This is a genomic window from Pseudoalteromonas sp. NS-SX12, from assembly GCF_057367955.1.
Genome location: NZ_CM170634.1, coordinates 3,001,996 through 3,027,297 on the forward strand (window position 1 = coordinate 3,001,996; position 25,302 = coordinate 3,027,297).

The window sequence follows — 25,302 nt, forward strand, 5'->3', positions numbered from 1 at the left end:
ATTAGAGGAACTCCTCACCACCACCGCCGCCAAGCATAATTTCGCCTGAATCAGCTAAGCGTCGTGCTATGCTCAGAATTTCTTTTTGTGCCGCTTCTACTTCACTAATGCGAACTGGCCCCATTGCTTCCAGGTCATCAGCCATCATTTCAGCCGCACGTTTAGACATATTCTTAAGGATCTTATCTTTAAGCCCTTCGTCTGTGCCCTTAATTGCTTTCATTAGTACATCTTGCTGTACTTCACGTAGAATCGCTTGAATGCCGCGGTCATCGACGTCAATTAAGTTATCAAATACAAACATCAAGTCTTGAATTTGCTGTGACATTTCTTCGTCATGTTCACGAATTGAATCCATCAACTGCCCTTCAACATTAGTATCTAGGTAGTTCATAATATCTGCCGCTGCTTTTAAGCCACCCATTTTAGCAGCTTGTGCACCAGCCTGACCTGCGAATTGTTTTTCCATAATTTCATTCAATTCTTGCAGTGCGGCAGGTTGCACTTCTTCAAGATTGGCAATACGCATGGTTAAATCAAGACGCACTTTTTCAGGGAATTGATTAATAATTTCAGCAGATTGCTCTGGTTCTAAATACGCCAAAACAATGGTTTGTATCTGCGGGTGCTCGTTACGAATAATATTCGCTACTTGTTTTGAGTCCATCCATTTCAGTGAATCAAGTCCTTTCGCACCTGAGCCCATGATAATTTGGTCAATTAGGTTCGCCGCTTTTTCTTCACCTAGCGCTGCGGTAAGCGCTTTCTTGATAAAGTCTTCAGATTGGAAACCAATAGTACTAAAGCTTTGAATTTGGTCGATAAACAGCTTGTGTACCGCGGCAATTTTGTCTTGGCTTAAATCATCCAAGCCCGCCATCGCCATACCTACTTTTTGTACTTGCTTTGGTTCTAAGTGCTTTAAAATCTGTGCGGCATCTTCTTCAGATAAACTCAGTAATAAAATCGATGCTTTTTCTACACCATCAAGTTTATCTACGTCAAAGCCGCTACTTGTTGTTTGTTCTGCTACTTGCGTATCTTGATCAGTCATCTTCAGTTAACCACGCTTTAACTACTTGAGAAGAAAGTTCTGGCTCATTTGCCACTAATGCTCTTACTGCTTTCAGTAAGTCTTCATCACCATGTAAGTCTGGTAATTGTAACGTACCATCTGGGCTAAAGCCGACTGCCGATTCGTCAAATTCTTGACTTAGCATATCAATGGTATCATCACCTAAGTCTACACCTGCTGATAGGCTTGCGTCATCATAATCCTCTGTCGTGTCTTCTGGATTAATCAACTTGCGTAACATTGGACGCACTACTGCAAGAATAAGCACGATAATAACCAAGGCACCTAAAGCTAGTCTGATTACTTTGAAGAACCAAGGTTGCTCCCAAATTGGTAGCTCAATCGCTTCACTAAATTCTTCTTGTACAAACGGAATCGTCACAACTTCTAGCGCATCGCCACGCTGCATATCAAAGCCGATGCCACCTTGCAGTAAACGGCGGATGTTCGCTAATTCTTGCTGAGTACGCGGATCACGTGTCGCTTCGCCACCTTCTGCTACACCGTTTGTGTAGTTCACCGCAACCGATACACTGATACGACGGATCACACCGGTTTGCTGACGCTTATGTGAAATGGTGGTGTCGAGCTCATAATTACGGGTTGCTTCTTTACTGTTTCTACTTGGCAATGTGTTTTGTGCTGATTCATCGCCTGTTTGTTCTGGAATTTGCGAGTTAACTGGCGGTTGATTCGTTAGCGCACCTGGAATGCCCACCGCAAGGCCACCAATGTTGGTGTCTTCACGTGTCATTTCACTGCGTACCGCCGGTAAGTCTGGGTTAAAACGCTTCTGCGTTTCTTCAATTGAACTAAAATCCATCACCAGATCGACCTGCGCAGTATAGTTACCTAAACCAACAACAGGGATCATAATTGAATCGATTTTTTCTAAGTATTCTTGTTCACGTTTGCGTTCAATTTCATATTCTTTACGTGAACGCGCGGTAAGTGAGTTTTGTGAGCCCGAGTTAAGTAAGCGGCCATTTTGGTCTGTTACCGTTACTCGGCTAGGCTCTAGCCCTTGTACCGCAGAGGCAACCATATCAACAACCGAATCAACTTCTTCACCGTCAAGTGTGCGACCACGTCTTACCGTTAATACAACTGTTGCACTTGGTTTTTTCTCACGGCGAGCAAACACATTTTCTTTTGGAATCGCTAACAGAACTTTAGCGCGCGCAACTTTACTGAGTTCTTCAATAGTACGTGCAAGCTGCTGTTCACGTGAGTGCTTTAAACGCTCACGCTCTAGACGCTGGCTCACGCCAAAGCCCATATCTTGCATTAAAATTTCGGTGCCTGACGAAGGCGTTTGCTCAAGACCTTCTTTAGCCATCAACAGCTTGATATTTTGATACGCTTCAACCGGTACTGAAACAACATTACCATCGAGCTTGTATTCCACTTTTTGTGCGTCTAAAAATTCAAGCGTTTGGATCAGTTCATCCATTGGCATTTTACCAAGAGGACGCATATCAGGCTCTTTCGCCCAAATCATGATAAATACGGCAATTGCGACACAAATTGTTAGTGCGATAATGAGCGTGACTTGGCGCATTACATCAACACCACTTAAGCTGCCAAGAAACCCTGATTTTTGTTCTTGATTACCACCACCTACATCGCCGACACCTAAGTCGTTAGCGTCTAGTGTTGATAAATCTGTTGATGTATTAGCCACAACCCTACTCCACTATTTCTTATACAGGCATGTTCATAATGTCTTTATAAGCTTCAATAAGCTTATTACGCACTTGAACGGTTGCTTCAAACGCCACCGAAGATTTTTGCGATGCGATCATTACTTCAGCCAGTGACACATTGCGGTCACCCATTTCTAACGCCGTTGCTTTCGCTTTAGAGTCTTGCTGTAAACCGTTAACCGTATCGAGCGCATCTTTTAATAAATTATTAAATTCAACCTGTGAGCTACCTTGAATAGATTCAATAGGCTGTTTCGGTTTAGAAAAGTTACTTGCTTCTACCGCAAGTGACTGCATTTCTTGATAAAGATTGTTTGGTGAAATGTTCATACTAACAAACCGTAAAAATTGACTTAACACGATTAATGCAAGCTTAATGCCAAAAATAAAATATTTAAAATCAACAGCTTATAACGGCATTTTTTTGACTTTGATAAAGTTTAGACAGAAATAAAGCCTCCTGTCAGAGGCTCGATTTAAAAAGTAGGTGTATCTGTTGTGCTCAGTACAATGATTTTTTACGCAGGTAATTCAATTCCCATCTCACGCATTTTTGCAAGTTTATAACGCAGTGTTCGCGGGCTCATACCAAGACGCTCAGCAACGTCTTTACGCTTGCCATCACACGCGCGAAGCATATCTAAGATAATTGAGTTTTCTTTATCTTTAAGCTCTTGTTTATAACCCTGAGCATCATCTACTTGGGTTGATTGCACTGTTGCGACGTCTGGTGCTACTTGCTCAGGTTCTTCACAAGTCAGCTGTATCTTTGGCGACAAGCTTGTTGGTTGCATGCTTGCTACCGAGCCTAAGAAAATATCATCTGCGGTAATCATTTTATGGCTTTGCAAAATCAGTGCGCGCTGAACGACATTTTCAAGCTCGCGAACGTTACCTGGCCAGTTGTAACTAAGTAATTTTTCTTTAGCTTGTACGTCAAACTGCACCGGCATGTCATTATTATGACGCTGAATTAAATGCTCAGCCAACGGGACGATATCCCCTGGACGCTCAGCAAGTGGCAGCCACTCGAGCGGAAAAACATTAAGGCGATAATATAAATCTTCGCGAAAAACGCCTTGCGCCACCGCCTCTTTTAAGTCGCGGTTAGACGTTGCAAGCACACGTACATCTAAATTAATGGTCTTGCGAGAGCCAAGACGTTCCACTTCACGCTCTTGCAGTACACGCAGTAATTTCGCCTGTAGGCTCAAATCCATCTCAGTAATTTCATCGAGTAAAATAGTGCCGCCTTGCGCTTGTTCAAACTTACCAGGACATGCTTGAATAGCGCCGGTAAACGCGCCTTTTTCATAGCCAAATAAAGTGGCTTCTAGCATATTTTCAGGAATCGCCGCACAGTTAATCGCAACAAAGTTCTGCTCTGCACGCGGTGAACTATCATGAATATAACGTGCCATCACTTCTTTACCTGAGCCACTTGGCCCAAGCACCATAACGGATGCATCAGATTTCGCCACTTTCTCTGCAAGTTGCATCAGCGCTTTACTAGCTGGGTCTTCAACAATTGGCCCATCTTTAATGGCTTCTTTTTCTGGTAAATAACGACTTACCATGTTTAATAACACTTCTGGTGCGAATGGTTTCGCCATGTAGTCAATGGCTCCTAAGCGCATCGCTTCAACCGCATCATCAATGGTCGCGTAAGCTGTCATCATTAATACGGGTAAATCAGGGTAGTTAAGCTTAATACTTTTAAGTAAATCGATACCTGACATAGTGCCCATTTGCACGTCACTGACCACCATTGAAATACCGCCTTCTTTAAGCTTAATAATCGCTTGTTCGGCACTGTCGGCTTCAACACAATTAATATCAGCCAATGCTAGGGTATCGACTAACGCTTCTCGTAAACCAGAATCATCTTCTACGACTAATACTTTTGCATCGTTCATAATCACTCCTAACATGCTGTTTTAGAGATAATCGGTAGGTACAAGTTAAACTCAGCCCCACCAAGCTCACTATTGCCTGCTTTTACAAACCCTTGATGGCTGTTAGCAACCGATTGAACCACGGCAAGACCTAACCCGGTACCGTGTGATTTAGTGGTGAAGAACGGCTCAAAAATCTGTTGGATAGCCGCTTCACTTAACCCTGTGCCGTTATCTTTCACCGAAATTTTGACGTGATCTGCGAATTTTTCAGACCGCGTTGCACTTAACTCAATTTTTCCACCTTGGCCACAAGCTTGCACCGCATTGTGCACTAAATTGCTAATTGCACTGCTCAGCGCAACTTTATTAGCGATAATTTCAATATCAGGCTCAGGCAATTTAAGGTCGAGAATGCATTGCTGGCGCATAATCATTGCTTCTGAAGCATGCGTTACATCCGTTAGCAAAGCTTGCATAGACACAGGTGCAAGTACTTGTTGCTCACCACTTTTGGCAAATAACAGCATATCGTTTACTTGGCTTTCCAAGTCTTGCAAACGCGACATCAACTTTTCATGGAAGTTGCTACGCGCCGTTGGGTTTAATTTTTCTGACGACAGGTTAGCGGCATATAGCATTGCCGCTGATAACGGGGTTCTTACTTGGTGCGCTAAGGATGCAACCATTTTACCAAGCGCACTCAAACGCTGCATATGTGCAATACGTGACTGTAATTGGCGTGTTTGCGTAAGATCGGTCATTAAAATTAACTGACCTGGTTCAGGTGTGAGCGGTGAAATATCAAGTTTCACTAATCGACCATCACGAAGCGTTACCTCGTGACCATCACTACCATTGGGCGCAAAAGAACGCTGAATAATGGTAAACCAACGCTCGCCTTCTAACGGCTCTCCGAGTAAATCAATTGCGATTTGATTGGCCTTTGCTACCATGCCGTTACCATCAAGCACAATGACGCCCGCAGGCATGGTATCAACCAAATGACTAAGCCAACTTGCCTGTTTTCTTAATTCACTAAGTTCACCCACGTACTTTTCCTGCATCAAACACGGGTTGTATACCTCTTGAAATTGTTGGGGTATGATTTGAGCTAACGCCATAGTTACACCAAATAATTTACTCTAACTAATCGGTGTAGATACACAAAACGTGCCAATTTTTATTTCCAATAAATACAACAAGTTAAATTCAAAAATAAGACGTCAATTATTTGTCTAGGGGATTTTTATGTGTTTTAGATGCGAGTGGTTAGATACCACTAAAGCTGATTATGTAGCCTATCACGATACCCAATGGGGCGTGCCTTTGTTTGATGATAATGCACTGTTTGAATTCCTCACACTAGAATCAGCGCAAGCTGGACTGAGTTGGTACACAGTATTAAAAAAACGCGATAACTACCGCAACGCGTTCGCCAACTTTGACCCAACTGTGGTTGCCCAATTTGATGAAGCAAAAGCGCTTGCCTTAATGGAAGATAAAGGCATTATTCGCAACCGCTTAAAAATTAATGCCGCAATTAACAATGCACAGTGCTTTTTAGCAATACAAAAAGAGTTTGGTAGCTTTGCTAACTATCAATGGCAATTTGTAAACAATAAACCGATTGTCAATAACATCAACAGTAAAGCTGACTACCAAGCCACCACTGCCGAGTCGCAAGCTTTTGCGAAAGACCTTAAAAAACGTGGCTTTAAGTTTTTAGGACCGACCACTGTGTATGCTCATATGCAGGCATGCGGCATGGTTAATGATCATCACAATCAATGCTTTCGCAAAGACGAAGTGATTGCACTTTACTCATCGCTTTTCTAATACCCTTTCAACTTAAACACCTCTATTAATAGTCAAAAGTGAACAATGAATTCACTTTTGAGCTATTCACATTCAAATGAAGCTCAATTAAAGTGTTTCAATCTATTTAAGGAAATGATTATGCTTCTCGATTCCAACACTAAATTCGGTACTATTAGTAAGCTGCTTCACTGGCTTAGTGCACTTGTTATTTTTGCATTATTCGGCGTTGGATTTTGGATGGTTGATTTGAATTATTACAGTGAATGGTATCGCACAGCGCCCCATTGGCACAAAAGTATTGGCATTATACTGCTGGCATTCACGCTAGTGCGCATTGGTTGGAAAGTGATTACGGTATCACCTAAGCCCATCTCTACCCATTCATCTAAAACTCGCGTTGCAACAAAACTAGGCCATTTAGCCTTGTATGGGATTTTATTGATAATTTTAACCAGTGGTTATTTGATCTCAACCGCTGATGGTCGCGCAATTGCTGTTTTTGACTGGTTCGAAGTAGCAAGTTTAGGCGAATTAATTGCAAATCAAGAAGATATTGCAGGCAGTATTCATCAATATGCCGCTTATAGCTTAATGGCGATTGTCGGTATTCATATATTAGCGGCGTTAAAGCATCACTTTATTGATAAAGATGACACATTACGCCGAATGATTAAGTAACCTCAGATTTGGCTAGTCAAAGCTCAGGTTGTATAAATTTAAAGGAAACAATTATGAAAAAAACACTTTTAGCAACAGCACTTACGATGGCAAGCTTAACAATGCCAGCAATGGCTGCAGATTATGTAATTGACACCAAAGGCGCTCACGCATCAATTAATTTTAAAGTGAAGCACTTAGGCTACAGCTGGTTAACAGGCCGTTTTAATACCTTCTCAGGTGAGTTCAGCTACGATGAGAAACAACCTGAAGCAAGTAAAATTTCAGTTAATATTGATACAACCAGCGTTGACTCAAACCATGCAGAGCGCGACAAGCATTTGCGCGATAGCGACTTTTTAGATGTTAAAAAATTCTCTACAGCGACATTTAACAGCACAAAAGTGAAAGATTTAGGTGATGGTAAACTGGCTATAACCGGTCTTTTAACGCTACAAGGAATTGAGAAAGAAATTACTATCGATGTAGAAAAAATCGGTGAAGGTAAAGATCCTTGGGGCGGTTACCGCGCTGGTTTTGCAGGTACTACAGCGATTCAAATGAAAGACTTCGGCTATAAAATGGATTTTGGTCAAATCGATTTCGACCTTCACATTGAAGGCATCAAAAAGTAATACGCTGATCACAGCGCATAAGGCAGCAATTAATGCTGCCTTTTTTGTAGTCCATTATACCCGCAACGCTTGTTTAGCGCGTAATTCCGAGTACACTAAGACATAACTTCCAACTCGCCGGCAAGGAATTTAAATGCCAGGTTTACCCGCTGCAAGAATTACTGACATGCATGTTTGCCCTATGGTGACAGGCGTAGTGCCCCATGTTGGCGGCCCAATCTCTGGGCCTTCTGTGCCAAACGTGCTTATTGGCGGTTTACCCGCAGCCGTGGTTGGCGATATGGCGGTATGCGTAGGCCCGCCGGATGTGATTGTGAAAGGCAGTACATCCGTTTTAATTAGCGGCCGCCCTGCGGCACGAATGGGTGACACAACAAGCCATGGCGGCAATATCGTATTAGGCATGCCAAACGTATTGATTGGTTAAAAAAACGCGCTTTAAAGCGCGTTTTTTTAAAATCCTAAATCAATATTTTGATATTCTTTTAACGGGAAGCCTTTCATATTTCCGTGTTTTCCTAACCACTCAACAAGGATCTTCATCCACTGGAAGCCCAATTTAAAATTCCAAATAGGGTTAAATAGCGGCACATAATCCATTTGCACTAGCTGCGCCCGTAAAGTACGCACATCTTGTTCGCTTTCCATTATCCAAATTCTGCCATCTGGAAAGTAAATAACCGCTTCGTAATCTACTTCGTCCACCATAGGTCTTCCTGCTTCATCGCTATGGTGAATTACCCAACCACCACTGCCTAGCTTCATACAACCAGCATTTACGCGCACCGCGATTTCTTCAATCAGCAGTGATAAGTTTCCTGTATGTGCGCCTTCTTGGCGGCCATATTCTTGATACGTGCGAATAAACGTGTCACTGCCATCAACATCGCGCTGCCAAAAGCCATCTTTTTTACCATTGGTGGCTGCCTGCACTACTTTGCGCTCTTCCTCTGAGAAAAATTTATTTTTCGGAAATACGCCCCACAGGTCGTAATCTCCAGTTTGAACGCCTTTAAAATTAGAAGGCGCCTTGGCACCAAAGCCAAGCGGGTTAGTTAAACCACATACTTGAATATAGTTTTGATCTGTTGCGACGGTAATACTGTGCTTTCGCGCCTCAGGACAATGTGCAACCAATTCGTTATCTTGCGCATAACACACCGCCCAATCACTATTAGTTGGACTATAAGCGCGCGACGTTTGGGCAATTTGGCTTACTTGAATAAGTACGAAGTTATGCTTTTTACCATCTTTTGACGCAGCAGTAATGGTGTACATATGATCATTAACACGTTGTTCTCGGTAAGCTTTACCGGCTCTTAACATTAATGCAGGCAACGCCGCTTTGCGTTCGGAGCTAATATAAAGTGGAATCGCCATTGCGCCATACTTGTTCATCGCTTCGGTTACTTTTCCGTCTTGCCAGCTCCTTGCTGTGCTATCTGTGCCCTTTTTACCAAGAGACGGATCGGCCAAAACGAACCCAGCCATAGGTCCCCAATCGGACGATTTCGCTTTAACATGATAGCCCTTGGTAGCATAGCCTTCACGAATAAGCTGAGTTGCATAAATGCCAACAGCGCGTGATGCAACCACAGTGTCGGTCTCTTTCGCTACATTGGCGAAAACAGTTGAGTGTTCTTGCGGTATACCTGCAAGTTGTTCTGCATTTTCAATTCCATTTTTCATTTGGTTGCCTTAGTAGTAGGTCATTATTGTTGTTATAAATATCATCACTGTTAACAGTGGCCAGAACCAGATATTCGCGATACGTTTGTAAAATTTAGCATCACCTCGCGACGTTACTGCTTTGTAGTATTGATGCGCAATTAGCATAAATGCCGACGCGAGCAAGTACAGTAAGAAATAGAATATCTCAAAATACACTACTTCATCTATTTGTAAGTGCTCACGAATACTGTAGTGGGCCAGTAAAATAGTAAAAACTACCGCGGTTATATTGTTACGTAAATCTCCATATGGGGTGTAGGCCATACTAACAACACATGCATAAAGTAAACACACCATGACCATTACAGGTAATAAAGTTGTTACAAACGGGCCTAAGAACTCACGTTCTAAATTAACACTGTAATTGAGCTCGGCGTTAACGTCTTGATTAGTAAATGTTTCAAGGCCAAAGTTAGTATTATAGTTTTGAAACGTGTACTTAAAGTAACTTTGCACTAATTTCCACTCTTCCATCACAATATCTGTTGCGACTGCAGGATTGTCCTTTTTGCCTAGTTGCTCATATGATTCTAAGTCTGGCACAAGCACCACATTACTGCCTAAGTCAGATGCATTTAAGCGCAACACAATATTTTTATGATCAAACGGGTACTTTGAGTAATCAAATTGCTGACGCGTAACAATTGAAAAGTGCCAGCCAACCAGTAATGAACCATCGCTCAGCTCTTTACGAAAATCTTCTTCAATTGATGACTCTATCGCTTCGTTAAAGCCAATTTTCGCGCTCAAAAACGCACGCTGCTTACTCGTCAGTTTCTGCCACACTTTACCCGTTAAATGAACATTGTTAGCGTTAACAAATTCTATTGATTCTATGTACACCCCTGTCGCAACATAATTAGGCTCATCAACGCGCATCTGTTGCATTCTGTTGCTATAGCTAGTTTCGAACGCTTCTCGCTGTGCTGTAGAGGTGACAATAACCGTATCAGCCGCCTCTATTGCATTAAAACTGCGCGCAAAATCTAACACCACAATACTGCTCAGCATTAATACAATCGAAATAGAAATATTATTTTGCGTCCAGTTGATTTTTCGTCTGCGCGTTAATAGCAGAATAATGAAAATCAAAGTAGCGGCATAACAGCTAATCGCAATAATATTAGTTTGGCGTCGAAAGTCTTTGTCGATTTCAAACATGTCTGACGACATTCGCGTAATCAGCAACCAGTTTGTATGTGGGATTAATGTACACGCTGCATAGTGTTCGTCATTATCAAGGGTTTCGCCATTAAAGAACAAGTAGTCGAGGTTGGGGTTAAAGCACTGTTCGATTTGCTTAAGGTATTTAAATTCCTCAGTACTTGCGAGCGACGCTTTATTTTCAGATTCGCGCACATGGGCATAAACTGGGTGAGAAATTAGGTTTTGTTCTGTTGAGAATATAACGCCATAACCACCTAAGCCTAATTTCAGCTTTCTCAAAGACGCTGTAAGGTAATCCAGCGACACATCAGATGGAATAACACCTAGCGGGTATTCGCCATTGGCTTTTGCCGATTCAGATGCATAAAACGGCACTGAGTAGGTCGTCATTAATACATTATTTTGCGGCTCATAATAGGGTTCAGTCCAAATCGGTCCTTCTTTTAATGGTCTGTGATACCAACTAAATTCAATGTCGGGTTTATCATAATCTAGTAAGTCAAACTTGCGTTCTACTCCGGTTAGGCGTTCATAATAAGGGCTGAAATATCGCGTATATTTATCGTATTGATACGGGTGAAAAGTCACATTAAGCGAAAAAATATCGGGATTATTTTTAAACTCATATTCAAGTAATTCAGGCGCATAGCGCTTATCGTCAAGCTTTGTAATTTGCTTTTCAAACTCATCAACATGAAACATTGTCTCTGCTAATTTTTCGCCGATTTGCTTGGCGGCATCAAGAGTTTGTTGTTTTACTTGCTGTCTCACATCGGATTTAAAGCGACTGTGTTTTTGATAAATCGCAAACGTTGCAAAAAGTGCACTAAGCACACTAAACAATAAACAAAATACTAAAAGAGGCGTAATAATTCGACTGCCAAAAAAACGCGCTTTTCGAATACGATTAGATTGAGGTAGATCCATTTTTAAAATTTCTTATTGTTATACTAATAACGAGAATAAACATCTCATTTAAGGTAGTCTGACTCTTATAAAAAAGCACTAAACGAGCATTACAATCAACGTCATTGATGCTTCGTTATCACTACACACTTTCCAAGCCACTTCGATAATGTTGGCATAAATTAGTTACATCACCGAGCTAACCGGAAACGCCGCCAAATTACCTTTAACAACGAAAGAGTTACCCATTAACACGTCATAATGGTGACGGTTAACTATGTCTTTTTCTTTATACTGTTGCTGTAATGCCAGCCCCGTAAACACCGAAGTCAACTGCTTAGGGTTAGTCGATTTAATGCGCTGTACTGCATCAATTTTGCCAAACCACCCATTGGTAAATTTAGTGTAAGACTTGCTTTGCATCTTGGCGTATTGCTGCTCTTTCGACAGCATAATCTTATAGCAGCCCAATAGCTGTTGCTGCGATAACGGGTTAATGCTATTTGATTTAAACTGACATCCCCAACTGCACAGTACTTTAAATGCGAAATCACGTGTAACAAAACCGGGGTTATTAAGCATAGTTTCGGTTATTGCTTGTCCTTGGCCATCTTCTGCAGCATTACCCACTAGGGTGCCATGTCGTCCAGGCATAAAAGTGGTGTAGAACTTTGTTTTCGTATGTAGTTCAGGCATGCGAGCTTTAAAGCCACTAGAGCGTTCATCCTCTGCGAAAACAGCTACAAAATGCGCAACATTAGCGCCTAACTTTTTGTAATCTTGAAACGGATTAACACCACCTGGAACCGGATCTAACGCAAAAATATTAACTTTGATTGTGTTAGCTAATGGGTGTTTATTAAGAATATTGGCAAATTCAAAACAACTCACGCCACCGCGGCTCCAACCAATTAGATTAAGCTGTGTAATCGGCGCTTTTGCTCGTGCTGTTTTTATACGCTTCACAAGCGAGCGCATATGAACTTGTAAATCCTGACTTAACGCTTTCACTTCTTGCTGCCACTTGTCATAAGCAGCCGTTGTACTGTGCGTAATAATGCCTAAACCACCAAGCGAGTACTTGCTTGGCCTGCTGTCTTTTAGCAAGCCTTCAGCACGTTTTTGAGTTTCAGCCAGGTCTTGTTCAAATGGAAAACCAAGTACAACGCTTAATGCATGCTGCATATTACTCGCAATACCAGAGCCAAATAGCGGTGCAAGTGCGCCACCATAGTAACTCTTACTGAACTTAGTGAATTCAGTTTCATTACCACTGCCTACACCATCGACGATCATATAGTCTTGGTATTCAATGCCTTGTGCGTGTTTTGCCAAGCTACTAACTAGTTCGCCTTGATGAAAAACATGCTTTTTATTGTAGTCTCTCGCGTTTGACGAAGTGCCACAGAAAAATATGGTAAACGTGCTCACTTAGTTACTCCACTAACGTACTAAATTTTTAAATTGAGAGCCTAGTTATACCAATTCATTTAAATAGCTGGTCATTCAAGCGGGTCAAATATCATGCTAACTGCGTTGGAATTTATCAATGTAGAACAACTACATTAGAAAACTTCAGCCTTGTTATCATTTCATTTATCCAGCGCTTCCTCTGATCACATACTTAACAGAATCGGTATTAACTAGGTGACTTTAATAATGATCGATCAAACGATTTTATCTCAGACATTAAACTTAAGTGGCGTTTTAAAGTCACTTTGCTCACGCCATCAATCGCATTTACCAAGCTTTGCGCTGTTTGTTGAATACTGACAAATTCTTCTTTCAGCTGAGTTGATATTTTGACTAACTTATCTCGTACTTTGCTAATAAGCTGCGCTATTTTCTTAAACACTTCTTTAGCAAATTGCACCAGCTTAACTAATCCGTCAATCAAAAGCCGTAATGTTGAAACCAGTATTGTGAATGCTTTATCAGTGATCCGCTTACCCAGAGAGTCATCTAATTCGGGATCAGCACGGTTGTTTAAAAGTGCAGTTAAGTAGTTTCTTTTACGCACCAAAAACTGCTCAATGTTTTGCATTAATCCATCAAACTTTTCTTTTAGGCTGCTGGCACCATGCTGCTCGAGTGTTGCGCTGCTAGTAACAAAATCATCAAGCATTTTCTTGGTAGATTCTGCACGTTTTTTGGCAAACTTATCACCTTCACCTAAGTTGCTCACTGTAGACTTAAAACTACTCAGCTCGCCAAAACCAACTTTGACTTTAATTTTATCCGAAACAAAGTCTTTTCCTTGGTTGAGCGTATTACGGATCACATTACCTTTGGATACATCAATGCTGTTGATATCACGCTGTCGCGCGTAGGCAACTCCACTGTATGTTAAAACGCCTAATGAGCAAATTACCTCGGTGCCTGATTTACACAGCACTTTAACACGTGTCACAAGCTCTTTAGGGTTGAGGTTAAGTGGGTTTAATGGATGTGATTTCAGCAGCTCTTCTGTAATTTTTTTAGTATTTGATACCAAACTGACAAATTGACTAAATAACACCAGTTCATTGGCGCCGTCTAATATACCGTGCTTAAGCTGAAACTTAACAACAGCGTCTGAAACATCTTTCATTGCTTTGGCTTGCATTGCATCGTCATAAAATGGTGCTTGCTCAACCTTACCTTTGAAATCATTGATTTTTTCTTGAGATACTTTAACTACTTTATCTTTAACATCGCTGCACGATTTAGCAATTGAATCATACCAGTGACCTTCATTATCACCTGCCAAGCTTTTGTACTCTTGCTTAAGCTTATCAAGTAGTTTCCATACGTCTTTTGACACTTTGCCAGAGACGATTAGTTGACTGCCACGATCAAATGACATTAATGTCGCTAATCTTAAATCACCAAAGCGGTTGTTACTCACATCTTCCCATTCGCCAGTCTGTTGGTTTTGCAACCACTTTGATTGTAACGGTTGTTGGCTTTGACCTAGTTGCTGTGAATCGAGCAACAGCGAGCTAATCCACTTCGACGCTAGCTGTTTAACTTGATCATCGGTTAAAAATACCATCCAACTAAAATCATATTTTCCGGTTTTAAATTTACGCGGATACAAGTTATATAATTGACCTGCTCGACTTTCATCGCTATCGCTATCCGGTTGGAAAACAAGCAAATCTTTTAAAAGCTGATGTAGGAAGCTTAGCTTGTCTGTCTCTGGCGACTTTAAAAAGCTTGGTAACATTCCGCGCTTTACAAAGTTCAGCATTCGCATCGTAGTATCACTCATACTCTAAGTTCCTTTCTTAAATAACATCTATCAAACTGGCTTAATTTGATTCAACCAAGGATAACAATATCGCTGCATTAATAGCGTGACCAACCATATTATCTGGTGGCATCACAACCGGTAGTTCAGGCGCGACAATCGAGCCGGTACCTGACCAAAATACCGCATAGCCTAGCCATCCTGCCGCGGTATCCAACCCTACTCGTTCAGCTAACTGCTGAGCTCGAATTCGCATGGTTTCATTAGGTGAACTCAACCAGCTTGCAACGCACTCTAAAATAGCGGCATTTTCAGCGGCAATCCGTTCATTGTTAGATAAAACACTTAATCCCCAGCGTATTGCTGTCATTACCGGTAAACCGTGCGCAATTAATTGAATTGCATCATGTGGTAAGTCATTCTCAACAAGCTGTGAGACTGCCATTTGAGGCTGCCAATCTGGATTGGATTGTAGTAGCGCTTTGGCATTATCTGACGCTTGGTATTTAGCCAATATCACACTGACTTTAGGCTGTTTTAGTTCACTAACAATAGCATCGGTAATTATATTCATTGTGATTATTTAATTTATTTTAACCAGTGCACCGGTGATTTCTGCCATCGCAGCACCACTGAGTTTTGCCATTGCTGTTGATGTTACTTGCGCCCCTGCGGTGCCCTCAAGTTTAGCAATTGCAGTCGATTTAACATTTGCGCCCGCAGTACCTTCAAGATTCGCTTGTGCCGTCGCTTTTATATCAACATTTGCATTAGCACTGATTTTAGTTGAAGCATTACTTGATGTAGTAAAATTCATTGCAGAAATTTTAGTATCTTGGCTCGATTTAAGCTCAATGCTCGACGCGTCTATTTTAACCCCTGAGCTGCTAATCGTAATTTTGTTACTACCCACTTTTAACTCAATTTGAGTATCGCCTTCCAAGGTGATTTTATCGGCTTTTAAAGTGTAGTTATTTTTTACCGTAACCGTTTGAGAATCTTCAATCGATGTGGTTTGCGTCTTCTTGATGGTAACTGAATCTTCAGCGTTTACTAAGGTTGTTGCGTTATTTGCCACTGTAATAGCGAAGTCTTTACCCGAAGTAAGTGATAACTTCTCTTCACCTTTTTTATCATCAAAACAAATTTCATGAGCAGTATCATCTGCCAGCCCTGTTTTAATGGTCGATTGCGTCGCATCTTTTTGAGCATAAGGAGGCTGAGTGTTTCCGTTATAAACACTGCCAATCACAATCGGCTGATCAATATCGCCATTGATAAAATCAACTAACACTTCATCACCGATGCGCGGAATAAACTGCATACCAGCATTTACGCCTGCCGTTTGTTGCATGACCCTTAGATAACAACTGGTCGATTTTGAATCGCTTACATCCCATAAAAAATGCACTTTGATGCGACCATCTTTATCTTGGTTAATTTCACCTTTGCTATCAAATGAGCCACTGTCAGCAACCACGATGGCATTTGTTATGCCGGTGTTTCTGGGTTTTGCAGGGTATTTCGGTGTAATCGGTAATTTAGGTGAGCGACATGTAACACGGCATTGGTAACTGGTACTGAGATTACTTTGTGATACTTCAATATCATGATGACATGCCAGCACATTGTAGTCGTCTTGCCATTGTGTATTGGGGTGATTTTTCACTGACAGGCTGGTACCTACAGTGACAATATTTGCATCCGTTAGCATCACAATATTTTGCGATTCACTTTGCTGAGAGTCACTTAATTGCTTCACTAAGGTAGTGCTGTCGCTGTAATCCCCTTTATCAGACGATAATGAAAAGTGCTCTAACTTTTTATTCGTAAAGGTTGCAATAGATGTTGATGAAACCTGTGCAGAACCCGATTCGGTTTTTGCCTTATCGTAATTGTAACCCGATAAAGATATGCTTTTTGCGATCAGCTTTTGCTCGGGTTCAAACTTGCTCATAAGTAAGTTTGATGCAGACTTAGTTAAGGTATGGTCAAACTTCGCAAGGCTATTTGCAGAAAAAGGGGCGCTTGCGTTTTGTACCACTAACGTGTGCTTTCCCTCGTCTTGGGTAAAGTAAAATATAATGCCCGCTTCAGCCATAATGCGAGTAACAAACTGATAATCTGTTTCGTTAAACTGCGTACAGTACTCTTTTTTTGTTGATGGCATAGCGCCAAATTTATACGCACCTTTAAAACCCGCATTATCAAAAATATCGGATAAAATGTCCTTTACGGTTTGCGCTTGATAAATGCGATAGGTTCGACAAAATTGCAGCAGTGAAAGCCAGCTAGATAGACTAACTTCAAAGCTTCGTATAGATTCAGCGTTGGCTTCGAGTTCGCGAACCTCGGTAACATAGCCATTGTATTGCAACAGCGTATTTGGACGTCCCGCCACATCTTGATACCAAGTAATCGATAGCGACTTGCCAAGTTGCTCAAATACGTCTTCACCATCAGTGATAATATTCGTTGTGATGGAAAAACTAGTGTTTAAAACATCATTAACCTTGCAGCTACTGAGTCTATACTCTTTTCCTTGCTCGGTTTTAGCAACAAGGTAACTGGTTTCGCCTGCAATATACGTATCCATAACTTTCTCTTATTTCACGCTATTTATTTTAATAACGTTGCGGGTATTGTGAGCTCTGCAAAAAACAGCGGATTTAAGATACTGCTATTATCATCAATACCTTTTATCGCTATCGCAACACCTTGTTTATTTTTAAAATTAATGCGTAGCAATTCACTGCTAGTGCTAGCTTGATGCTCACTGATAAAGCGATAAATGCCCCAGTTTCCCTGGTAATTTAGTTGCTGCTTTTGATTGTTTAAATCTGTCAACGTGATTGTTAAATTTGACTCAGTAAACTCTTTAGGCCAGCTAAATGTTTTCGGGATTTCAGGACCATGAGTATAGTGCAATGAGCGCTCACCCGTTTGTAGTGTAAATGCACTGAGCTCTGGCGACATATTCCTCGCCGACACGGTAACAGCTACTTGAAGCTCATTGTTACGGCCGTACAAACGTTTTTGTAACGCAATATACTGACTCATAAACTGCTCTACTTCGCTATTAAGCGTTATTACAGTATCTTTATCAAAAATAGCGAGCTGTTTTTGATTACCAACGTTTAAGAAGTGACTCAATATACTGTCGTTAAAATTATTTACCGAACTGCCTGGAGCGAAATAACTTCTCAGCGCTGTCAGCGATAAATCTGTGCCATCTTTATTGAACGGGTAAAACGGTGATATTGTGCTGTTGTATGGCTGTATTACGCTATCTTGCCAAGCTTGTTGCAAATAAGCCGATACTTTTTCTTCAATATGATTTGCTGATTGCGCAAGTACAAGGGCGATTAAATCAGCGACTACGGGCTCTGAATGCTTGCCAAGCCATAACCCTGAAAAGGCATCAAAACGGTTTTCACTTTGTAATTGTTTAAAGTAAGTTAAGCCTGGGATCACATCGTTATCGGCTTTTGCTAACCACTTTTTCAACTCAGTAAGCTTTTTGACAAGCGACTGATATTCATTACTAATATCCTCACGCTTTGCGATGATCAGTGTATTTTGTGAAAACGCGTGCGCCACCTTTTCGCTAACTTCGTTATGCTCCTCAGCCTTAGCAATCGCTAGTTGCTGCTCTTTATTCAATAAACGATTCGCCGAGCTCGCTAACTTGTCGAGTTTTTTTGCTTTTGCGGCTAACTTTTTCGGCGCTTTCGATGCGCTTTGCGGCTCTTCAAACGTTGGCACTTCGACAGGTGGAATATAGATATAACTGCGCAGCGTACTGTACAACTGCACTAATGGCGATGTTTGTTTTTCGGTTAACGCGTTTAACACTGGCTTTAATGTTAAACCATCAACCAGTGTGATTTGCTGATAGTACTGTCGCCAAAAACTAATGTAATCATTAATAAACTTGTACTTCAAATAATTACCGACGCGGGTCAGTTCGCGTTGTGATGGCGTTGATTTAAATAGACCATGATTATCTTTTACCAGCTGTTGCATAAATTCCGACTCAGGAATAAACGACAACTGTTGTAACGCTGCTGGTGTAAACAATTGAGGCACTAAGAAATTCGCATCATCACCTTTTAATTTAAACAACTGTGTTTGCGTTGCCTCATCACCAAATAAAGAGCTTCGAATATCAATTAAACGAGAAAACTCTGGCAGTTGCTTAACATATTCATACATCAATTGATTCGTGTCTTGCATTGCAAGCTGGCTATCAACAATGGCGAGTAACTCTTCATTGGTGTCTATTTTGCTGTAGCCAAGTTGATAATAATCTTCTAATAGCGCTACAAAGTTTTGAGTTTGTACCTCATCCAAAATACCGCCTTGCTTTAATGACTGCGCAACATAATTCACGACAACTTGTTTATTTGAACCACTGGCAAAAGACTCATAAACATCTTTAATATTAATGACCTTTAAATAGTCTTCGAGCTCTAGATAAACAAATAACTCTTCTTCAAGGTACTTTAATAAGGTCGGTTGCAATGCCAAACTTAATTGTTTTTGATAAAGCTCTGTATAGTGACGCTCGCGTTCAATTGAAGCCAGCACTGGTAATGCAAACCACGGCTGATTGTGTTGCTCGGTATCAAACTTTGCGTAGGCAAGTCGTAATACCGTAAGTGGCTCGATAATAGATTCGGGGTCGTTGATATCGAACTGGGTATTATCAAGCTCTGCACGATACTGCTGATGAACGTCACCAAATTCTTGGTGTAGCGTTTCGTTGTAAACATATGCCTGCCAACCAATCCAAGCTGCCACAGAAAATATCGTTAAACCTACCGAAAACATGCCAACTTGCTTAACAAAGTGCTTAACAACGCGACGTTTATTTGTTGGCGCCGAATTAGACAGTGGTAATACTTGTGCCGCGAAGGTTTTAGTTAATTCTGCGCGCGGTTTTAAATTCGCATCTCGCACAACCGGTAGCATCGTTTGATTTACTTCAATCAAGGTGTGTGCCGTGGCTAAATTTACCCGATACTCACTTGATTCAGACTCAACCAAATGAAAGCTTGTTAACGTAAATGGCGATTCCAAGCCATTAAAGTCGAGCAAGTCTTCGATAAAACCTTCAACAGAAAGTTTTACATATTGGAGTTGCATTGAACCTAATAATTGTTTGCGCTTGAATTCGTCATCTAGCTGCAGTGAAACGTGATGAATATTGTTAATAAACAACTTTTTAAACAGCTCATCACAGGCATGCGATAATGTGTGTTGCACACCCGTTGTTTGATCGGCCAAATAGAAAGATAAGTCATCGATGTTCGTTTGCTGGTGCAGGCTTTCAGCTAAACCGTCCAGTTTGTTAACGCCACACAGAAACAAGTGCAATGGCACTTGAATACCGTTGCGAATATAAATTGATTCAAGCTGGGCTTTAACATCACTTAAAAAGTCTTGCTTGGTTTTCTGTGAGCGCTGAATCAGACTAAACGCATCGGTTAGCAATAACACGCCATTTAATGCTTGCTTAGGTCTAACAAAATTAAGCCATGCAAAAAAGTTTTCACGCGTTACGTTGTCTTTAGCGGTCACATGCCAAATTAGTGCCCCTTTAACATGATAAAGTGCAATATCAGGGGGCATATAAGACAATTTAACACGGTTAAACTGGGCAAAACTCTCACCCACACTTTCTTCAGATACTACTAAATACCAGGCTGTTTGATATAAATTGGCATTCAGTTTTAATTTTTTTTGTGCGCCGCGAATAAGACGCGAGTATTGCTTAAATTGATTACGTTTGTGTACACCGCGCAGTAATGCTTGGTTGATAGTGGGTAGTGTAATAACCAAAACACCTACTAAGGCAATTGCAATACATACCCAGTACAAGGTGTTTGAGTAGTGAAAAATAGCATTAAGTATCGCCAGCACTATACCAATTATAATAAGTATTGCGCCGCTATATAGACGCACTAATGAACGGCTCACTGGTACTCCTTAATAAAAGGTGACACGCGACATAAACTCGAAAAATATGCGCTCACTTTTTTAGCCGAGGTGAAGCCGTCGGCAATAAAGCCAACCCGATGGCGCGCACCGTCATCTTCAATCACGGTTTGATAGTCTTCATTGCCGCACTTTTGTTGCAAAGCAAGCGCGCGTGAGCGCTCATAAAATGCACCAAGTTGCACAAAATATTGAGTTGTTGTATCAACTTGGGGTTCAGGCTGTGTTTCAGGTGCATGTGTAATTGGCGCGGCTGTCACGACTGGCTTTTGGTAATTTTCTTTAGCGGTAAATTGCGCATTTTCAATTGAAATTGGTTTATGTTTTAACTGTTGCAAATGAGCAAAGGTATTTTTGGCCATTTCATCATATTCATGATGTTGGCTTTGATATATTTTGCCGACATAAACATTGTAAGAGATCAATCCAGCGAGCATTAAGAACACAATAAAAACAACAAAAGACGTAGCAGAAACGCCTTTAAATAAGCCATAGCTAATATGAGATTTTCGCTTAATGTTTGCTAATGGGGAAACCGTGTTTTGTTCTTTAAATGCGCCTAGTTCAGTAATTGCAAAATTTACATCAGCAATAATTTTATTAAGCTCTGCTTGTTGCTGGTTATTAAACTTGCCCTTAAAGCCGAGCTGTAACAACAAATAGCAAATTTTAATAAGCTCAATATGCTTTTTTGGAAACTCCATTAACTGCTTGAGTAAACTAAAAAAGGTTTCGCCGCTATTACGAATACCAAACAACTGACTCACAAGCGTGTTATTTTGCCATTGAGTTGTATCTAATTTACATTCATAGCTGATGCGCTCATCAAAAAACGCAGCCCAAACAAAACACAGTTTATCAAGCAGCGCTGGCGCTATATTTTCATCGCGGCCACGGCGCTTTAGCGCTTTAAGTTCCGTTACCAACTTATCGCGCAAGTTATTAAGCGAATTTGCTTCATCGAGTGACGCAACCGCATCAATCATCGGCAAAAACGGTAAACTCAAACGCAATAACGCTTCACCTTGCCATTCAATTTCATTGAATAGATCTTTAAGTGCAGTATTTTTTTCATCAACTAATGAAAACTGGTTAACGGTATAACTGGCTATTTGCATACTAGTTAATTAAAAATAATTTAACGTCTTCAACATAAATACGCGCATCAATATGTAATGCGAGCATCTCCTTGTTATCAAGCACTTTTTGCCACAGCACATCATTTAAATCAATTTGGAAATAGCTGGTGTTGGCACGCTCTTTTAACTCTGGTGGTGGAAATGGCAATGCAGTAACATTTACCCCTTGCGTTGCATTTTTTATGCATTCAATAATGGATTTATTGCCCGCCAGTTTGAAACCGGTTTCAAATACTTCTTTGGCAATATTGGCCTCAGAAGATACCGCAATAATCACCCGTTGTGCTTGCCTCACTTCTACTTGCTTAATCTTTGCCAATAGCATGCGTCTGCTATCAAATAGCGATTTATCCCATAAATACTCAATCACATTTTGCTGTTGATTGATTGAAAGCTTGTCTTTAATTCGTGATATCACGCTATGAAATTGGTGATACAAATTTTCAAATGTCAGCGGAGTCCACGATGTACGCGGTTCAAAGTCAGCGCTCAGTAATGCCGATTCGAACTGCTTTAATTCATAAAAAAAACGTCCCAGCTTGTAGTGCTGTGTACGCTGTGTCGCTTCAAGCCATGGCAACCAGTGATAGATCAAAGAAAGAAGTTGCTGCTCTTTAAACAACACACTACCCGTTTGCGTTTCAATCGTTGCGTTTAAACGTGCAAGTAGCTGATTCGCTTTTGCATTCGCTAAGGTCTCAAGCTCTTTAATTCGTTCAAGCAAAATATCCGCGGCTCCTAAGCTAAGGCAGTCAGGAATAAACGCACGGTCAATCACCACTTCTCCGTTACCATTAACTTCTAACACTTTGCCAACGGCTAATTTAACGAAACCATCTAAGTTATCTTCTTCGAGTTGCAAGGTGATATTAAGTGACGCATGTTCTACTTCAAGCTCAGCTTGTTCGCTTGAGGTAAAATCAAACACTTTAGAGAAATGTGTTCGATAGCGAGATGTGGCAAGCTGATTGTTAAAGCTATCATTGCCAACCAACATAATTGGTACAGTTAAATAAACCATTTGGTCGACCGTGCCTTCAGGGATATGCAAAGCAATCTCGCTTTCTAAATTGAAATATTGACCATCTGGTAAAATGCCTTCACATGCTTGAATTGAAAACTGCCCAAGGTTAAGCAAGCCTTCATTTATTTTTAAACGGGTTAAACCGCAATGTGGCGTCAACTCTCCGGTTTTCAGCCTGCTATAATTTTGTATTACGCCTTCTAAATGCGCATCCATCTGTTGAAAGTGCTGAGGATACAAAAAGGTGCCATCGCGCCAAACGATTTTATTATTCATTATGCTGCTCCCCAGCTAAATAGACTATCCCACCAACTTGGTTGTGGTACCACATTAAAGGTCACTGTACTGCCTTGAATTCCCAACCAAACAACCGTGTCTTTCGATAAATCCTCTGGCAATGTAATCAAGGCTTTTGCTGCACTTTTTTGATAGTCTGTAAATTCAACTAACACAGCTAAATGGCGCACACCTGGCAACAATTCTATGGTCTTAAACTCTGAGGTTTGCGGCATCACAGGATACCACCTTTGACGCTCTATCAGCTGCTCAGCCAACACTGATTTATCGTCATTAAATAGCGTAATAAAGTCGCTTTGCATAAAGCGATCTGACTTTTCAAGCTGATACAAGCGAACCGCCACTGGATTGGCGGTATTATTTGACCAATTAAGTTTTTCATTGGTCTCCAGTTTTAGCTGAATAGGCAGAGAAAAACGCTTCAATAAATCGTTGCTCGAGCAACCAAATAAACAAGCGGTTATTATTAATATAATTATTTTTGCATGCATTCTATTAATAGCGCTTTAAACTGACGTTTAAAATGCCCTTCATTTTGTTTTCGCTGATAATAATTCTTGTATGCGACCCACTGTTTGTTGTTCCAGCGTGATGGCGGTCCAACCATCTCTTCAATCATCTCAGGGTCAAACTCTTTAATAAACTGCTCAACAACATCATCCAACATCATAAGCAATTGTTTTTGCTGAATCCATGGATTTTGCGACACTTCTAAAAGTTTATCTAACTTCTTTTCAACCGTATGAGAATAAGCCCCTTGTTGGCTTGATACATCAACTTCCTGATAAGCATGATAATCAACAAATTCATCCTCTTGTGATTGATGCTCGGCCACTTGATCAAGTTCACTTTCAAGATCGGCAAAGATATTACTGGCATCAAATTCAACATTCGAAACCGTGTCATAAAAATCACTCGAGGCATTATTTGCCTTATCTGAATCGTTGATTGATTCAGTTTGCATATCCGTGTCGGCCGAAAATAATAGAGTGTAACCATTAACCGCTATCACATCACCGTCACTTAAAGTAACAGACGAATTGGCGATTTGTGCTCGTTGGTTCACCGCAACCCCTTCAACTTTGGTCAGCAGTTTAAAACGGCCAGTTGTCACATCAGGCGAAACACGAAAGTAAATAGCGCCCGCGTCTTGGTTCGCATCAACTGCAGGTAAAATTAAATCACATTCAATTGACCCACCTAACGCCACGCCAGCCTCGGTGACAGTTGCCATACGAGATAATAAGCGAACATCTTCGGGGCACTCTGTCACTTGTAACATTGCCGAATTCATGAGTTAGTTCCCCGTATCCTGCACCAGGCAATTAGACGCAGCAGTATTAAATGATTGTAAAAACGTCGGATGCTCATTTAAAAAGGCCTTAGAAAACAATACACCAAGCGCTATTTTCCCATAGTGCTGACGCGAAAAGCGAGTACTTTGCAAATTATGCTTTGATAATTCATAACTAAATTCTTGTTCATCAAGTAATATTGCATCCACTTCATGGCTCACTAACAGTTGCACCAACTCTTCGGCATCACGCGGCTTTTTCTGTACGTTATATGCTTGGCGTTTTAAGGTTAACCATTCGTCTGAACCAAAATCAGCAGCCACTTTGTATTTTTGATAAAGCGGGTTAGTTGTCGCTACATCAATTTTAGAGCCTGTGAAATACCAATAAAGATGCTTTTGTGCCAACGGGATAGAAAGCTCACCAAATTCACTTCGTCTTTCGTTGTTAGCCACAGCAAAAATAGCATCAAGTTGGCCAGTACGCAGTCGTAACTCAACGTCAACCCAATCACTAAACTCTGCTTTAAACGGCGTTTCCATGCGATTAAAAGCACACTTTACTTGGCGAATGACATCACCGTACACTTTACCGTTCTCAACATAGTGATATGGGTAAACTTGGTGCGTCGCTAAACGCACCCTTTCAATCGCCAAACTGTTAGCTGTAACGAATAAGCTCGATACAAGCAGCACATATGAAAATGCTCGATACCACATTAA

At 41.0% G+C, this 25,302-nt stretch carries 21 protein-coding genes; 4 read left to right on the forward strand and 17 right to left on the reverse strand.

What is annotated here, in order from left to right:
• Nucleotide 1: 1 nt before the first annotated feature.
• From fliG to AC2IOM_RS13995, 5 genes are all read right to left on the reverse strand, one after another.
• The gene (fliG, locus tag AC2IOM_RS13975) at nt 2-1,054 is read right to left on the reverse strand and encodes a flagellar motor switch protein FliG (protein ID WP_010560585.1); all 1,053 of its coding nucleotides are present in this window, start codon (nt 1,052-1,054) and stop codon (nt 2-4) included.
• The gene (gene fliF, locus AC2IOM_RS13980; protein ID WP_486358696.1) at nt 1,047-2,759 is read right to left on the reverse strand and encodes a flagellar basal-body MS-ring/collar protein FliF; all 1,713 of its coding nucleotides are present in this window, start codon (nt 2,757-2,759) and stop codon (nt 1,047-1,049) included. The genes fliG and fliF overlap by 8 nt, the downstream gene beginning before the upstream one ends.
• Nucleotides 2,760-2,778: 19 nt before the next feature.
• Complete coding sequence (gene fliE / locus AC2IOM_RS13985) at nt 2,779-3,111, reverse strand: flagellar hook-basal body complex protein FliE (protein WP_010560587.1); 333 nt, start codon at nt 3,109-3,111, stop codon at nt 2,779-2,781.
• Nucleotides 3,112-3,299: 188 nt separating this feature from the next.
• A complete protein-coding gene (locus AC2IOM_RS13990) occupies nt 3,300-4,697 on the reverse strand; it encodes a sigma-54-dependent transcriptional regulator (RefSeq protein ID WP_054978304.1) in 1,398 nt (465 codons plus the stop codon).
• Between the two features lie 8 nt (nt 4,698-4,705).
• Nucleotides 4,706-5,800 carry a sensor histidine kinase gene (locus tag AC2IOM_RS13995; RefSeq protein WP_486358697.1) on the reverse strand — a complete coding sequence of 365 codons (1,095 nt, stop codon included), beginning with the start codon at nt 5,798-5,800 and terminating at the stop codon, nt 4,706-4,708.
• Nucleotides 5,801-5,927: 127 nt separating this feature from the next.
• On the opposite strand from AC2IOM_RS13995, the gene AC2IOM_RS14000 reads away from it, so the two are divergent.
• The 4 genes from AC2IOM_RS14000 (at nt 5,928) to AC2IOM_RS14015 (ending at nt 8,216) form a co-directional block, all read left to right on the forward strand.
• Nucleotides 5,928-6,515 carry a DNA-3-methyladenine glycosylase I gene (locus AC2IOM_RS14000; protein WP_010560590.1) on the forward strand — a complete coding sequence of 196 codons (588 nt, stop codon included), beginning with the start codon at nt 5,928-5,930 and terminating at the stop codon, nt 6,513-6,515.
• Nucleotides 6,516-6,635: 120 nt separating this feature from the next.
• On the forward strand, nt 6,636-7,175 hold the full coding sequence (locus tag AC2IOM_RS14005; protein ID WP_486358698.1) for a cytochrome b: 540 nt from the start codon (nt 6,636-6,638) through the stop codon (nt 7,173-7,175).
• Between the two features lie 53 nt (nt 7,176-7,228).
• On the forward strand, nt 7,229-7,789 hold the full coding sequence (locus AC2IOM_RS14010; protein ID WP_010560592.1) for a YceI family protein: 561 nt from the start codon (nt 7,229-7,231) through the stop codon (nt 7,787-7,789).
• Nucleotides 7,790-7,922: 133 nt separating this feature from the next.
• Nucleotides 7,923-8,216 carry a PAAR domain-containing protein gene (locus AC2IOM_RS14015; RefSeq protein WP_010560593.1) on the forward strand — a complete coding sequence of 98 codons (294 nt, stop codon included), beginning with the start codon at nt 7,923-7,925 and terminating at the stop codon, nt 8,214-8,216.
• Nucleotides 8,217-8,242: 26 nt separating this feature from the next.
• Here AC2IOM_RS14015 and AC2IOM_RS14020 read toward each other — a convergent pair whose 3' ends face one another.
• From AC2IOM_RS14020 to AC2IOM_RS14075, 12 genes are all read right to left on the reverse strand, one after another.
• Complete coding sequence (locus tag AC2IOM_RS14020; RefSeq protein WP_486358699.1) at nt 8,243-9,478, reverse strand: anthrax toxin-like adenylyl cyclase domain-containing protein; 1,236 nt, start codon at nt 9,476-9,478, stop codon at nt 8,243-8,245.
• A gap of 9 nt (nt 9,479-9,487) precedes the next feature.
• On the reverse strand, nt 9,488-11,614 hold the full coding sequence (locus tag AC2IOM_RS14025; RefSeq protein ID WP_486358700.1) for a PDC sensor domain-containing protein: 2,127 nt from the start codon (nt 11,612-11,614) through the stop codon (nt 9,488-9,490).
• A gap of 165 nt (nt 11,615-11,779) precedes the next feature.
• Complete coding sequence (locus AC2IOM_RS14030) at nt 11,780-13,024, reverse strand: hypothetical protein (RefSeq protein WP_100913010.1); 1,245 nt, start codon at nt 13,022-13,024, stop codon at nt 11,780-11,782.
• A 208-nt stretch (nt 13,025-13,232) separates the two neighbouring features.
• Entirely contained in the window at nt 13,233-14,846 is a 1,614-nt protein-coding gene (locus AC2IOM_RS14035) for a hypothetical protein (RefSeq protein ID WP_486358701.1), read from the reverse strand.
• Between the two features lie 40 nt (nt 14,847-14,886).
• Nucleotides 14,887-15,399, reverse strand: a complete 513-nt coding sequence (locus AC2IOM_RS14040; RefSeq protein WP_475149189.1) for a DUF6931 family protein — start codon at nt 15,397-15,399, stop codon at nt 14,887-14,889.
• Nucleotides 15,400-15,408: 9 nt separating this feature from the next.
• Entirely contained in the window at nt 15,409-17,421 is a 2,013-nt protein-coding gene (locus AC2IOM_RS14045) for a type VI secretion system Vgr family protein (RefSeq protein WP_486358702.1), read from the reverse strand.
• Between the two features lie 23 nt (nt 17,422-17,444).
• Entirely contained in the window at nt 17,445-20,807 is a 3,363-nt protein-coding gene (locus tag AC2IOM_RS14050) for a type VI secretion IcmF C-terminal domain-containing protein (RefSeq protein ID WP_486358703.1), read from the reverse strand.
• On the reverse strand, nt 20,804-21,943 hold the full coding sequence (locus AC2IOM_RS14055; protein WP_486358704.1) for a DotU/TssL family secretion system protein: 1,140 nt from the start codon (nt 21,941-21,943) through the stop codon (nt 20,804-20,806). The genes AC2IOM_RS14050 and AC2IOM_RS14055 overlap by 4 nt, the downstream gene beginning before the upstream one ends.
• Before the next feature lies 1 nt (nt 21,944).
• Nucleotides 21,945-23,264 (reverse strand): type VI secretion system baseplate subunit TssK, encoded by a 1,320-nt coding sequence (gene tssK, locus AC2IOM_RS14060; RefSeq protein WP_486358705.1) that lies wholly within the window; start codon nt 23,262-23,264, stop codon nt 21,945-21,947.
• Nucleotides 23,264-23,710, reverse strand: a complete 447-nt coding sequence (tssJ, locus tag AC2IOM_RS14065; protein ID WP_233430460.1) for a type VI secretion system lipoprotein TssJ — start codon at nt 23,708-23,710, stop codon at nt 23,264-23,266. Before tssJ ends, tssK begins: the two co-directional genes overlap by 1 nt.
• Nucleotides 23,711-23,760: 50 nt before the next feature.
• Entirely contained in the window at nt 23,761-24,579 is an 819-nt protein-coding gene (locus tag AC2IOM_RS14070; protein ID WP_486358706.1) for a hypothetical protein, read from the reverse strand.
• Nucleotides 24,580-24,582: 3 nt separating this feature from the next.
• On the reverse strand, nt 24,583-25,299 hold the full coding sequence (locus AC2IOM_RS14075) for a substrate-binding periplasmic protein (RefSeq protein WP_486358707.1): 717 nt from the start codon (nt 25,297-25,299) through the stop codon (nt 24,583-24,585).
• Nucleotides 25,300-25,302 lie beyond the last annotated feature (3 nt).